Here is a 14018-nt window from a genome sequence, read left to right on the forward strand (position 1 = left end):
TTCGAGACTTACCGGAACTCGACCACGACCTGGTCGTATCCCGACGAGGACAACATCACCTCAAGGGTCTTGGCCGTGTTCGCTCGGGCGCGTTCGTCCAGGTCGGAGCCGTCGGCCGCGGCCGCGATCTGGTCCTGCGCCGCGGCGAGCGCCTCCTGGCGGGCGTCGGTGTCGGTGTCGAAGAAGTCACCCACCCGGTCCACCAGTCCACGGTCCTCCGTCAGCGCGCGGCTGGTGTCGAGGTCGATGCGCGGCTCGGCGAGCTTCGGCTCCGGGAGCGTGACCGACACCGTCCTGCCGTCGTCCGAGATCTCGATGTCGTCCTCCGTCAGGCCCGCGAAGTCCACGTACGCCTCGACGGAGCCGTTCACGACGAGGACCATGCGCTCCCCCGCGACCCAGCCGGGCACGTACTTCACGTCGCGTTCCAGGTCGACGAGGACCTCGTACTCCGCCTCGCTCGCCACGAACCGTGCAAGGTCCCTCATGCTGAGCAGGACCGGGTGCTCGGACCGGTCGACCTCACTCGTGGTGAACGGGTTGAGCCCGTCCACCAGCACCTGCCAGAACGCGGCGCGAAAGTCGTCGCGCAGCGCGGACAGCACACTGAAGACCAGCACGGCGGCCAGCGTCAGGGCGACGAGGAACCCGATGACACCCGCGAGCCAGGCCGGCATGCGCCGCCGTGGTGCGGCCCGCTCCGGGCCGAGACCGTCCGCGTCCCCGCCTCGGCCCGACGGCGGTCCCACTGCGCGGGTCTGCGTGCTCACGTCCTCGGTATCAGCGGCGGTGTCAGCTTCGGTGCCGGTCATCGCAGCATCCCCTCTGGGAGATATGTCCGACATATCTCGTGCTGCCCACGCTAGCGGTGGTCGCTGACACTCGCGCGCCCGGGCAGACCGGACGGTTGCGGGGCCGTGGCGACAGGATCGGTCGATCGCCTCGAGATCGGTCCGTCGACGGACCGATCTCGAAACAACCGACCGAAGCCGACGAGGTCGGTCGACCGTCCGACCGAGCTCGTCGGCCGAGCCCGCGCCCGGCCCCGCGCGTCAGTTCTTGCGGTACTCCCACGGGCTGTCCACGGGGCGCAGCGTCTCCCAGTCCGAAGCCCGCCCGATGGCCGCCGCGAGCACGCCCGCGATGGTGGCCGCGTTGTGCAGCTTGCCTGCGAGCGCGAGCGCGGCGGCCTCCTCCAGCGGCACGGGAACCACCACCATGTCGGCCTCCTCGGCCTCACGGGTGTGCAGCTCGTCGTCGGGTACCGGGGTGAGGTCGCGCGCCAGGTAGACGCGCACCGCCTCGTTGCTCCCGCCCGGTGTGGGCAGCAGGTCGAGGAGCACGTCCCAGGTACCGGCGGTCATGTCCGCCTCCTCGGCCAGCTCACGAGCGGCCGCGACGTGCGGGTCCTCACCGTCCAGGTCGAGCAGGCCGGCGGGCGCCTCCCAGAGGAAGGCGCCGACCGGGTGCCGGTACTGGCGCAGGAGGAGCACGTCGCCGTCGTCGTTCAGCGCGACCACGACCACCGCACCCGGGTGGTCCACGTACTCCCGGCGGACGATGCCGCCGGCCTCGCCCAGGTCGACCTCGTCGGAGACCATGTCGACCACGAAGCCCTGGAACGGGACGTCGAGCCGCCGCGCGGGGCGCGGGTCGATGACGTCCGTGACCTCCTCGACGCTCATCAGGCCCGCTTCTCGAGCGCCGCGGCGATCAGGCCGGAGAACAGCGGGTGCGCCCGGGTGGGGCGCGACTTGAACTCGGGGTGCGCCTGCGTGGACACGTAGTACGGGTGCAGGTCGGCCCGGAGCTCGACGAACTCCACGAGCGACGAGTCCGGCGACGTGCCGGAGATCAGCAGGCCCGCCTCCTCCAGCTCGCCGCGGTAGGCGTTGTTGACCTCGTAGCGGTGCCGGTGCCGCTCGGACACCTTCTCGCTGCCGTAGGCCTTGGCCACCACGGAGCCGGCGGTGAGCTGAGCCTCGTAGGCGCCGAGACGCATGGTGCCGCCCATGTCGCCCTCACCCTCGACGATCGCCTTCTGCTCGGCCATGGTCGCCACGACGGGGTGGCTGCTCGTGGGGTGGAACTCGGTGGACGACGCGTCCGCCCAGCCCAGCACGTTGCGCGCGTACTCGATGACCATCGACTGCAGGCCCAGGCAGATGCCGAGGGTCGGCACGAGGTTCTCGCGTGCCCAGCGCAGCGCGCCCACCTTGCCGTCGATGCCACGCACGCCGAAGCCGCCCGGCACGAGGATCGCGTCGACGCCCTCGAGGGAAGCCTGCGCGCCCTCCGGCGTCTGGCAGTCGTCGGCGGCGACCCAGCGGATCGCGACCTTCGCGTCGTTCGCGAAGCCGCCGGCCCGCAGCGCCTCCGTCACGGACAGGTACGCGTCGGGCAGGTCGATGTACTTGCCGACCAGCGCGACCTCGACGTTGTGCTCGGGCTCGTGCACGCGCTCCAGGAGGCGGCTCCAGCCGTCCCAGTCCACGTCGTGGAAGGGCATGCCGAGGCGGCGCACCACGTAGGCGTCCAGACCCTCGGAGTGGATGACCCGCGGGATGTCGTAGATGGACGGGGCGTCGGCGCAGTTGATGACTGCCTCGTTGTCGACGTCGCACATGAGCGCGATCTTGCGCTTGATGCTGTCGGGCACCACCCGGTCGGAGCGCAGCACGATCGCGTCCGGCTGGATGCCGACCGTCCGCAGCGCGGCCACGGAGTGCTGCGTCGGCTTGGTCTTGAGCTCACCCGACGGGCCGATGTACGGCACCAGCGACACGTGCAGGAAGAACACGTTGTCGCGCCCGAGCTCGTGCCGCACCTGGCGCGCGGACTCGAGGAACGGCTGGGACTCGATGTCGCCGACGGTTCCGCCGATCTCGGTGATGATCACGTCGACGGCGTCGGAGGCCTGCTCCCGCATCCGGAACTTGATCTCGTCGGTGATGTGCGGGATGACCTGCACGGTGTCGCCGAGGTACTCGCCGCGTCGCTCCTTGGCGATGACGCGGGAGTAGACCTGGCCGGTCGTCACGTTGGACGAGGCCGGGAGCTCGATGTCGAGGAACCGCTCGTAGTGCCCGATGTCCAGGTCGGTCTCGGCGCCGTCTTCGGTGACGAAGACCTCACCGTGCTGGAACGGGTTCATGGTGCCGGGATCCACGTTGAGGTAGGGATCCAGCTTCTGCATGGTGACGCTGAGGCCACGCGATCGCAGAAGACGGCCGAGTGACGACGCCGTCAGCCCCTTGCCGAGAGAGGACGCCACACCACCGGTGACGAAGATGTGCTTGGTCGGCGTGGAGGCGCCGGACCGCTGACGGGACTGGAGACTGTTTCGGTGTTCGACCACGGAACTCCATCCTATCCGAGGTACAGCGTGCTGGTGGTGTAAGAACCAGCACACGCGCTCATCACTCGGGGATTGTCGGTTTGTTCCGATCGAGTCTGCCCCTGGCGGGCCGGTCGCGCGCGCTAAGTCACGCCTTTCGGGAGAACTTCCTCCGCAGCCCGCCCAGCCGCGGTCCGACGGCGGAGCGCAGGTCACGGTCGAGCAGCACGGCGATCACGAGCGTGACGAACGCAGCCAGCAGACCCACGACCAGGCCGAGGCCCAGCTCGACGGCGAACTCGCTGCCGTCGAACGCCACCTCGGTCCGGGGTGAGAACTCGGACCAGCTGAACGGGAACTTCTGCTGGCTCATCGAGGCGGGCACCAGCCACCCGACGGTGGCTCCCGCGCCCGAGGCCACCACGAGCACCAGGAGGGCCCGCCAGACGCCGTCCAGCGCGTCCGGGCCCAGGTGCCTGCGCACGGCCAGGAGCAGGCCCAGCCCGGCCACGATCATCCCGGCGGTGCCGACGGCCCCCAGGACCGCCATGACGTCGACCCGCAGCGCGTAGTCCATGCAGCCCGGCCCGGTGCAGTCCGGCGACCGGCCCGCGAACAGCAGCGGGACCAGGGCCGCGCCGACCGCGGACACCCCCCACCCGCTCGCGGTGGCGATGACGGCCGCTCGGCCGTGGTCGACGGCGTACAACGCCCTTGACAGGTGCAGGATCAGCGCGAACCCGATGAGCCCCGGCGCCAGGAAGACTAGTCCGACGGCCAGGCCGGGGGCGTCCCCGCGCACGATGAGGTCGAAGACCCGCTCGACGAACGGCGCGGCGGCCATCAGGGCGGCCATGCCGGCGGCCGTCACGAGGAGCAGGCTGCGCGTGGTGCGCGCCACGAGGGCGCGCAGCTCGTCGAGCCGCCCCGCCGACGCGTGCTCCGCGAAGTGCGGGAACGCACTGGTCGCGATCGGGAACGCGAGGACCGCGTACGGGAGCAGGTAGACCTGCTGGGCGTACAGGTAGACCGACAGGGTGCCGTCGCCACCAGCGGCGTTGGCCGCGCGCAGCGTCAGGAAGACGGACAGCTGCTGGACCACCAGGGCGCCCACGCCCGCGAACGCCAGACGCGCCGCGCGGGGGCCCTCCCCCGACGGGAACCGCAGCGTGGGCCGGAGCCGCAGCCCGGTGCGCCGCACGGGCACGACGAGCGGCAGGGCGAGGAACAGGACGCCCGCGGTGGTGCCCCACGCCAGCCACACCAGCGCCCGCCCGGACAGCGCGGCGACGTCCTGCTGGTCGCCGTTGGCCAGCGCGCCGAAGACCGCGTAGACCACGATCACGACGAGGCTGGAGACCAGCGGCGCGAAGGCTGGCCAGAAGAACCGTTTGTGCGCCTGCAGGATGCCACCGAGCACGACGGCCAGGCCGTACAGCGGCACCTGCACCGCGAACACCCGTAGGAAGGCCGTGGCGACGTCCACGTGCACGGGGTCGGTCAGTCCGGTCAGCCCGATGATCGGGCGCGCCAGGAGGGCCATGAGCCCGGCCAGCGGCACGAGCACCACGAGCGTCCAGCCCAGCAGGGCCGAGGCGATCTTCGACGCCTGCTCCTTCGAGGCGTCCGTCCCGTCGGACGTGAACGCGGCCCGGCTCAGCGGCCCGGCCAGCAGCGGCACGACGGCGCCGGCGAGCGCACCGCCCGCCGCCACCTCGAACAGCAGGTTGGGCAGCTGGTTGGCGGAGTTGAAGACCGTGCCGACGCCGTCGGACCCGAGCCATGCACCCTGCGCGAACCAGCGGCCGAAGCCGACGATGCGGCTGGCGAGGGTGACGACAGTGACGAGCAGAGCGGCGCTCGCCAGGGTTCTGACGCGGCTCACGCGCCCGGGGAACCCATGGGGTCGGAGGCGGACGTCGAGCGCACGCCGCTCGCAGTGCCGGAATCGCTGGTCGAGCCCACACCGCTGGTCGGGCCCGCACCGCTGGCCGAGCCTGTCGAGACCTCCGCCGGCTCCACCGGCCGCCTACCGAGCATGTCGACCTTGTTCAGCCACTCGTTCCCCGCGATGACCTTGGAGAAGCTGACCTTCTCGGAGGCGAGCATCAGCCCGACCACGCCCGCGAGCGCCGTCCAGCGCACCGCGCGGGACGTGCCGAAGGCGATCTGGCTGCCGACGAGCGCGCCGAGGGCGTTGGCGCCGCCGTCACCCAGCATGTCCTTTTCCCCCAGGTCGCCGGGGGCGGCCGCGACCGCGGCGCCCACCACCGCGCCGGTGGCTGCACCCGCGCCGCCCAGCACGAGCGGGAGGCTCGCCAGGGTGCCGGCCTTCAGCGCCCGGCCGGGGCGCAGGTCGAAGAGGTTGACCAGGTTCGCGGTGCCTCCGATGAGCGCGCCGTTGAGCCCGATGTCGACCAGGTGTCCGAACGCGCTGCCCGTGCGGCGGGTACCCGCCGCTGCGGCGATGAGCGCGGAGCCCGAGATGCCGAGCACCTTGAGGCCACCGGTGGTCAGGCGGCCCTCCACGAGCGCGCCGAGGTGGCCCCTGAGGCCCTTGGTGCGCTCGGACGTGTCCTCGGCGAGATCGTCGACCAGGCCGAAGGCCCCCGCGGCGGCGGTGGCGAACGCCGACGGCCCGGGGGCGTTCCCGCCGCTGACGGCGGCGCCGGCCACGAGGCCCGCGGTGACCGCGGGCCCTTCCAGCAGGCTGATCGGGTCGCCGCGATGATTGGTCCGCGTCCACGTGGACGTGCCGCCGAGGCTGCCCTCTGCGACCTTCTCGTCCAGCTTGCGGCGCGCGAGCACCGTCGCGGCTCCGGCGACGATGCCAGCGGCGATGAACCTGCCTGCACCCATGACTACCCCTCGGTCTGTGTCGGTCTTCCGGTCCGTGCTTCGGGTCGAGCTCTCACGTCGGTCAGCCGCTACGGCAGCAAGCTACTCGGCGCCGACGGCCGGCGGCAGGACCGCCGTCGCGTCGTCCTCCAGACCGTACTGCCCGACGACGCCGCTCAGGCGCGCCGCGACGGCGAGCGGCACGTTGATGCGGCCCGTGAGCCGGGCGACGCCGCTCACCGTGGTGACCTCGGCGGCGATGTCCTCGTCGTCGCGCACCGCCTGCACGATGTCGCCCGGTTCGGTGGTCGGTCCGGCGAGCACCGCGGCACCGGAGACCTCCTGCGCGGAACGGGTGACGGAGACCCACACGTCCTCGGTGCCCGGGTCGGCCTCCTCGGTCGCGCCGTCGGCCGTCTGCTGCGGCTGACCGGCCGAGCCCACCACGAGCACGAGCGCCTCCGCGGCCTCCGTCTGGTCGTCGCCCGGCTCGACCAGGCCGAACCGCTCCAGCTGGTCCTCGAGGTCGGTGGCCTGCGAGCTGCGGTCGGCGCCGCCGTCGTTGCCGGTCAGCGCCACGGCCAGCGCCGCGCCGAGCGTGGCGCTCGGGTCGTCGCCCTCGGGCGCGGTCTCGCCCAGGTTGGCACGCAGGCCCTCGGCGAGGGTCTCGCGGGACGACTCCTGGTCCGGGTCCGTCCACGCCTCGGTGAGCGCTGTCTTGGCGACGACCGTGGCGCCGGAGGTGTCGAGCTGGTTCAGCACGCCGTCATGCACGTCCTGGGGGACCTCACCGAGCTGCACCACCGCTACGCGGGTGCCGTCGAGCGATCCGGTGACGAGCTGCGTGCCCACCGCCTCGATGTAGCGCTCATCACCGTCGAGGGCGGTCTGCGTGGCGTCCAGCTCGGTGCGCAGGTCGGTGCGCTCGGCGCGCAGCGCGTCCACCTGTTCCGTCAGGGTCTCCCCGATCGCGCCCTGCAGCGGGCCGGCACCGAGGATGATGCCGACGGCGAGGGCGAGGAAGACGGAGATGAGCGAGACGAGGTGGTATCGGAAGTCGATCACGGTACGGGAGAGTCCTTAAGCGTGTTCCGAGCGGTGAGAGCCCGGCATCAGGTCGGGGCGGCAGAGGTCCGGAGCGTGCTCCGGACCGGTCAGCCGCCGAACAGGTGAGTGATCCAGGACACGACGTCGTCGAAGCGTGCCCCGATCAGTCCGAAGAAGGTCTGGCCGGCGGAGGTCGAGGCCAACGCCGCGAGCACCGCCGCGACGCCCGCGCCCGACAGCAGCGTGAGCTGGGTGTTGGAGATCCGCGTGCGGTAGAGCCGCGAGACGCCCTTGGCGTCCACGAGCTTGCCGCCGACACGCAGTCGGGTGAGGAACGTGGAGGCCATGCCAGCGCGCCCCTTGTCGAGGAACTCGACCAGGGTGGCGTGCGTGCCGACGGCGACGATGAGCTCGGCACCCTTGTCGTCGGCCAGGAGCATGGTGATGTCCTCGCTCGTGCCGGTGGCGGGGAAGACCACGGGATCCACACCGAGGGCCTTGACCCGCTCCAGCCCGGGGGCCTTGCCGTCCCGGTAGGCGTGCACGACGATCTCCGCGCCGCAGGCCAGCGCCCGGTCGGACACGGAGTCCATGTCGCCGACGATCATGTCGGGCTGCCAGCCCGCGTCGATGATCGCGTCCGCGCCGCCGTCGACGCCGATCAGCACCGGCCGGTTCTCCCGGATGTAGGACCGCAGCAGGGCCAGGTCCTCGCGGTAGTGGTAGCCGCGCACCACGATCAGCACGTGGCGGCCCTCGATGGAGGTGCGGATGTCGGGCACGCCCACGCCGTCGAGCAGGAGGTCCCGCTCGCGGCGCAGATACGTCATGGTGTTCTCGGCGAACCGCTCGATCTCGGCCGACAGGCCCTCGCGGGCGGCCGCCTGGTCCGCTGCCACCGTCTGCGGCGTCTGGTAGGTGCCCTTGGCCACGACCTCGCCGTCGACGAGGATCTCGCCGCCGACGATCTGGACCTCGGCCCGCTCGTCGATCGCCATGATCGCCGGGCCGAGGTCGTCCACCAGGACGATCCCGGCGTCGACCAGGATGTTCGGGCCCGTGTTCGGGTACCGGCCGGACGTCGACGGGGCCGCGTTCAGCACCGCGACGGGCCCTGCGGACACGAGCGCGTCCGCTGCGACGCGGTCGATGTCGACGTGGTCGATCACGGCGACGTCACCGTGGTTCAGCCGGGACGTGAGCTCCTTGGTACGCGCTCCGATCCGGGCAGGTCCGCGTACTGCGGCCTGCGTAAGGGCCGTCTCGCGGTCGGCGGCGCTCTTCGCTGCGCTCTTCTCGGCGCGCTTCTCGGGTCGGGAGATCAGCTTCATCCGCTCTATCGTCCCACGACCGAGGACTCCAGGAGCTCCAGTGCGTGGGTACGCGCCGTCTCCGAGTCGTCCTGGCCGGACAGCATGCGCGCCAGCTCCCGGACCCTGGCGTCCGCGGTGACCTCACGCACGCCCGTGACCGTGATCATTCCGTCATCTGCGGCGCCGGACCCGCCGTCGCCGTCGGAGCTCTTGGTGACCACGAGGTGCGCGTCCGCGAACGCCGCGACCTGGGCCAGGTGGGTCACCACGACCACCTGGGTGCTGCGGCCGAGCTGGGCCAGACGGCGGCCCACCTCGACGGCCGCCCGGCCACCCACACCGGCATCGACCTCGTCGAAGACGAAGGTGCTGCGCGGGGTGTCGGCGGTGCGCTCCGCGGCCGCGCCGCCCGACGTGGCCAGGGCCACCTCCAGCGCGAGCATGACGCGCGAGAGCTCACCCCCGGATGCGCCCTTGCCGAGCGGGCGCTCCGGCGCGCCCGGGTGCGGCACGAGCAGGAACGTGACCTGGTCCGCGCCGAACGGTCCAGGCTGGTCCAGGGGCTCCACCGAGACCACGAGGTGGGCGCCGCCCATCGCGAGACCATGCAGCTCGTTCGTCACCGCCTCGGCGAGCTGGGACGCGCCCCGGGTGCGCTCGGCCGTGAGGATCTCGGACAGCCTGGTCAGCTCGCCGTCGAGCTCCGTCACGCGGTCGCGCATGGAGACGAGACGGTCGCCGCCGTCGTCCAGGTCGAGCAGGCGCAGGCCCGCGTCGCTGGCCCACTGCAGCACCTCGTCGATCGTCTCGCCGTACGAGCGCGTCAGGGCGTTCAGCTCGGCCATCCGGTTGTGCGCGGTCTCCAGCCCGGCCGGGTCCGCCTGCAGGTCGTCGACGTACGCGGCGACGTCGGTCGCGACGTCGGACAGCAGGTAGCCCACCTCGGCGAAGCGCGTCGCGAGCGCGCCGAGCGCGGGGTCGGAGTGCGCGGCGGAGTCCAGGGCACGGCGCGCCCGCTCGACGAGCGCGATCGCGTTCTCCCGGGCGCCGTCGGCGTCCTCGCCGGCCACCGCCTCGTGTGCCTCGGTGGCCGCGGTGCGCAGGCCTTCGGCGTTGGACAGGCGCTCGATCAGCGCCTGCAGCTCCGCGTCCTCGCCGGTCTGCGGGTCGACCCGCTCGATCTCCTCCAGGCCGATCCGCAGCAGCTCGACCTCGCGCGCCCGCTCGGCGCCGCGCGCCTCCAGGTCGGCGATCTCGGCGAGGAGCCCGCCGCGCTCGGTCCACGCCGTGCGGTACGCGGCCAGCACACGCTGGTGTGCGGGGCCGACGAACGTGTCGAGGGCGTCGCGCTGCTTGGCCGACGTCCGCAGCCGCAGCTGGTCGGACTGGCCGTGCACCGTGAACAGGTCCTCGGCGATCTCCGCGAGCACGCCCTGCGGCACGGCGCGACCGCCCAGGTGAGCGCGCGACCGGCCGTCGGCGATGGTGCGCAGGATCACCACCGTGCCGTCGTCCTCCACCTCACCGCCGGCCTCGTCGACCCGGCTCAGCACGGCATCGCGCCCCGAGACGCGCACGCGGCCCTCGACGGCCGCCGACGACGCCCCCGGTCGCACCGACTGCGGGTCCGCCTTGGCACCCATGAGCAGGTTGAGACCCGTGAGCACCATCGTCTTGCCCGCGCCGGTCTCACCTGTGATGACGGTCAGGCCGTCGGACAGGGGTACCCGGGCCGAGCGGATGACGCCCAGGTTCTCGATAGCGATCTCCTCGAGCACCTGACTCCTTAATTCTCTGGTGTGGTGTCTGTGGTGTCGGCCTGGCCGGTCGTGTCGGCCGGGTCAGAAGGTACATCCTCCACCTCGACGTGACCTGAGCCGACACGGTCCCGCCACCCTGACACGGGCAGGTTGAACTTCGACACGAGGCGGTCCGTGAACGGCGCGTTCGAGAGCCGTGCGAGCCGCACCGTACCCCCCTGACGTACGACGACGCGAGACCCACGGGGCAGCCGGATCTCCCGCCGGCCGTCGCAGGTCAGCACCCCCTCGACCGTCGACTGGGGCAGCACGTCCACCGTGTACCGCGACCGTGGGCCGATCACGAGCGGCCGCGCGAACAGCGCGTGCGCCGACAGCGGCACCATGAGCACGGCGTCGACGTCGGGCCAGATGACCGGGCCGCCGCCCGAGAAGGCGTGCGCCGTGGAGCCCGTCGCCGTGGCCATGATCACGCCGTCGCAGCCGAACGACAGGAGCGGACGGCCGTCCACGCCGATCGCCACCTCGAGCATGCGGTCACGCGTCGCCTTCTCGACGGTCGCCTCGTTCAGCGCCCAGCCCACCACGGGTTCCGTCGTGCCCGGCAGGTGCACCGAGACCTCGACCGTCGCTCGCTCCTCGACCTCGTAGTCGCGGGCCGCGAGCCGCTGCACGGCGGCACGCAGGTCCTCCCGCTCCGACTCCGCGAGGAAACCCACGTGTCCCAGGTTCACACCCAGCAGCGGGACGTCCGTGCCGCGGGTCAGCTCGGCCGCACGCAGGATCGTCCCGTCACCGCCGAGCACCATCACCGCCTCGGCCCGGTGCACCCCCTCGCGGACCCGGTTGGCCGCCATGTGGTCGCCGAACTCCTCCGCGAGCGCGTCGTCGTGCAGCGTGTACTCGAAGCCCGCCGCTTTCAGCTCGCGCAGGGCTTCGGCAAGTGCCGCGACCGCCTGAGGGCGTCCGCCATGGGTCACGATCAAGACGCGCCTGGTCACGGCTCCCGCTCCTTCTGCTCGTCGGTCTGCTGGTCAGTCCGTTCGTCCTCCCGCACGACGGCGGCCGGCGGCTCCGGCGGACGGCCGGGCCGGTCCGCGGACCCACCCTGCGCCGGATCCCAGGCCACCGCGGCGTCCACGGCGTCGGCCAGCGCCCGCTCGCTCGCTGCGCCCGCGGTCCTCGGGTCGGCATCGGGCACGAGCCAGACGAAGAACTCCCGGTTCCCGCTCGGTCCGGGCAACGGGCTCGGCACCACCGCGTGGGCCCGCAGGCCCACACGTTCCGCGGCGCGCACCACGGTCCGCACCGCCTCGGCGTGCAGCGCCGGATCGCGGACGACGCCGCCGCTGCCCAGCCGCTCGCGTCCGACCTCGAACTGCGGCTTGACCATCAGCAGCGCCTGCGCGCCCGGCCGCAGCACGCCCGCCACGGCGGGCAGCACCACGGTCAGGGAGATGAACGACAGGTCGGCGACCACGAGGTCCGGCGGCTGCGCCAGATCGGCAGGCGTCAGGTCGCGGACGTTGAATCCCTCCACGACGGTCACCCGGTCGTCGGCACGCAGTGCCGGGAAGAGCTGGTCGTGCCCTACGTCCACAGCGACCACGTGCGCCGCGCCGCGGCGTAGCAGCACGTCGGTGAAGCCCCCGGTGGACGCGCCGAGGTCGGCGCAGAACGCGCCCTCGACCCCTGGCCAGCCGGGCACCCGCGCCAGCGCGTCGAGCGCACCGGCCAGCTTGAGCGCGGCGCGGGAGGCGAACTGGTGCTCCGGATCGGTGCCGGGCCTCACCGACACGTCCCCGCCGTCGACCACCGCCGCCGACGGCTTGACCACCACACGGCCCGCGACGAAGACCCTGCCGGACGCGACAAGCTCGGCGGCGTGCCGCCGAGACCGGGCCAACCCGCGGCGGACCAGCTCCACGTCCACCCGAGTGCTCGCTGTCATCGTCACCACCGTCAGGCGTCACCGCTCAGGTGCGCCCGCAACGCGTCGTGCACGGCCTCGAACCGGGCGACGTGCTCGGCGGGCGGCAGGTCGTCGAGCCCGTCGAGCGCGTCGAGCGCGCTCCGGACCCCCGCGTCGGGGTCGGCCGGGCCGCTCGAAAGGTCCTCGGTCTCGTAGAACTCGTCCATCGTGCGTCAACGCTCCACTGTGCTCGTCCGTGCTCGTCGGCCACCGCCGTTGCCCTGAGCCGTCTGCCTGCTGCCAGACACGGTACCCGTCACCACCGACAGAACCTGGGAGAAATCGGCAGGGTTCTCTGGGGACAGCCAGGAAACAGGTGCGCCCCGGAGACGTGCCGACCTCTGCCTAGGTCTGCGGAGTGTGTTGCCCGGCGTAGACATCGTCCACGCAGAGCGACACACTCCGAATTCCTACTGTCACCCCGGCACCGGTCACGTCCGTGGTTCCGCACCGTTCAGGCCGGTAGCTCCGGCACCGTCCGCGCGTCCAGGGTCTGGCCCGCGTCGACCGTCGCCCACGCCGCCGCGCACGCCGCGCGCACCAGGTCGATCCCCGAGCCGTCGAGCCGCAGCTCGCCGTCGGACACCTGGGCCGCCGCACCGCCGCACACGTACCAGCCGTCCGCGAGGGCCGGGGCCGGGTGCGGCTCGAGCAGCGCGCGCAGGTCAGCGCCGAGGAACGACGGGCGCTCCCCCGGACCGGCGAGCACCGCGTCACGCGCCGTCGAGACACCCGTCAGCACGTGCAGCCCCGGGTACCCACCGCCGCGCGCACCCGCGAGATCGGTGTCGAGCCGGTCCCCGATCACCAGCGGACTGCTCGCCCCGGCGCGCTCCACCGCCAGCCGGTACATCGTCGGCGACGGCTTGCCGGCACTGTCCGGCGTGACGCCCGTCGCCGACACCACGGCGCCCACGAGGGCGCCGTTCCCCGGCGCGAACCCACGCGCCGTCGGGAGCGACAGGTCCAGGTTGCTCGCCACGTGCCACGCGCCGCCGCCGACCGCGTAGGCCGCCTCGGCAAGCTGTGTCCAGCCCACCTCCGGCGCATATCCCTGCGCGACGGCGTCCGGCTTGTCCTCCGCCGACCCGACCACGGTGAAGCCGGCCGAACGCACCGCCGTCACCAGGCCCTTGCCGCCGACGACCAGCACCTTCGCTCCGGGGTCCAGCCGCGTGGTGAGCAGTGCGGCACATGCCTGCGCCGCCGTCATCACCTCGTCCGGATCCGTCGGGATGTCCAGGCCCGTGAGCTGGCCCGCGACGTCCTCCGGTTCGCGCGACGCGTTGTTCGTCACGAACACCAGGCGCATCCCGCCCGAGCGCGCGGCGGTCAGGCTCGCCGACGCGTGCTCGATCGGCAGGTGCCCCCTGTACGCCACGCCGTCCAGGTCCACGAGCGCGAGGTCGTACGTCGCGGCGAGCGGTGCTTCACTCCCCAGCAGTCCCGCGCTCGCGATCACGCCTTCTCCTGCCCGACGTCGGACCGGTCACCCTCGGCGGCCGGCTCACCCTCGGCGGCCGGCTCACCCTCGGCGTCGTTCACCTCGGGGGCGGGAACTACCTCGTCGCCGATCGGGTGGTCGTCCTCAGCCTCGCCTGCCTCTTCGGCCTGCTCCTCCACGGACTCCTCGTCCGACTCAGGGTCGCTCGGCTCGTCGACGGCGTCCGCCTCGGGCTCGTCCAGGTCGTCGTCGGACGTGTCCTCGTCCGCCTCGTCCGTCTTCTCCGAGTCGGGCTCATCCGAGTCCG

The 14018-nt window shown here is 72.4% G+C and carries 12 protein-coding genes and 1 pseudogene; all 13 read right to left on the bottom strand.

All coding sequences use genetic code 11. The features are described 5' to 3' along the window. Positions 1 to 8: 8 nt before the first annotated feature. Complete coding sequence (locus LUU90_RS26120) at positions 9 to 812, bottom strand: DUF4230 domain-containing protein (protein ID WP_275007254.1); 804 nt, start codon at positions 810 to 812, stop codon at positions 9 to 11. A 240-nt stretch (positions 813 to 1052) separates the two neighbouring features. After that, complete coding sequence (locus LUU90_RS26125; protein WP_275007256.1) at positions 1053 to 1685, bottom strand: NUDIX domain-containing protein; 633 nt, start codon at positions 1683 to 1685, stop codon at positions 1053 to 1055. Then, positions 1685 to 3358: a CTP synthase gene (locus LUU90_RS26130; protein ID WP_275007258.1), complete on the bottom strand. Its 1674-nt coding sequence runs from the start codon at positions 3356 to 3358 to the stop codon at positions 1685 to 1687. Before LUU90_RS26130 ends, LUU90_RS26125 begins: the two co-directional genes overlap by 1 nt. A 127-nt stretch (positions 3359 to 3485) precedes the next feature. Beyond that, entirely contained in the window at positions 3486 to 5222 is a 1737-nt protein-coding gene (gene murJ / locus LUU90_RS26135; RefSeq protein WP_275007259.1) for a murein biosynthesis integral membrane protein MurJ, read from the bottom strand. Then, positions 5219 to 6196, bottom strand: coding sequence for a hypothetical protein (locus LUU90_RS26140; protein WP_275007262.1), 978 nt, complete (start codon positions 6194 to 6196; stop codon positions 5219 to 5221). Before LUU90_RS26140 ends, murJ begins: the two co-directional genes overlap by 4 nt. A gap of 81 nt (positions 6197 to 6277) precedes the next feature. Then, positions 6278 to 7240, bottom strand: coding sequence for a copper transporter (locus LUU90_RS26145; RefSeq protein ID WP_275007263.1), 963 nt, complete (start codon positions 7238 to 7240; stop codon positions 6278 to 6280). Positions 7241 to 7329: 89 nt separating this feature from the next. Further along, complete coding sequence (gene steA / locus LUU90_RS26150; RefSeq protein ID WP_275007265.1) at positions 7330 to 8553, bottom strand: putative cytokinetic ring protein SteA; 1224 nt, start codon at positions 8551 to 8553, stop codon at positions 7330 to 7332. 5 nt (positions 8554 to 8558) lie between these two features. Then, positions 8559 to 10313, bottom strand: coding sequence for a DNA repair protein RecN (recN, locus tag LUU90_RS26155; protein WP_275007267.1), 1755 nt, complete (start codon positions 10311 to 10313; stop codon positions 8559 to 8561). Positions 10314 to 10321: 8 nt separating this feature from the next. After that, positions 10322 to 11296, bottom strand: coding sequence for an NAD kinase (locus tag LUU90_RS26160; protein ID WP_275007269.1), 975 nt, complete (start codon positions 11294 to 11296; stop codon positions 10322 to 10324). Further along, the gene (locus LUU90_RS26165) at positions 11293 to 12246 is read right to left on the bottom strand and encodes a TlyA family RNA methyltransferase (protein WP_275007270.1); all 954 of its coding nucleotides are present in this window, start codon (positions 12244 to 12246) and stop codon (positions 11293 to 11295) included. The genes LUU90_RS26160 and LUU90_RS26165 overlap by 4 nt, the downstream gene beginning before the upstream one ends. 11 nt (positions 12247 to 12257) lie before the next feature. Then, positions 12258 to 12434, bottom strand: a complete 177-nt coding sequence (locus LUU90_RS26170) for a hypothetical protein (RefSeq protein ID WP_275007271.1) — start codon at positions 12432 to 12434, stop codon at positions 12258 to 12260. Between the two features lie 287 nt (positions 12435 to 12721). Further along, a complete protein-coding gene (locus LUU90_RS26175) occupies positions 12722 to 13726 on the bottom strand; it encodes an HAD-IIA family hydrolase (protein WP_275007273.1) in 1005 nt (334 codons plus the stop codon). Beyond that, positions 13726 to 14018: pseudogene (locus tag LUU90_RS26180) on the bottom strand (hypothetical protein); the annotation flags it as partial. The gene LUU90_RS26175 and the pseudogene LUU90_RS26180, both read right to left, overlap by 1 nt.

This window comes from Promicromonospora iranensis, assembly GCF_028994775.1.
Taxonomy (GTDB): domain Bacteria; phylum Actinomycetota; class Actinomycetes; order Actinomycetales; family Cellulomonadaceae; genus Promicromonospora; species Promicromonospora iranensis_A.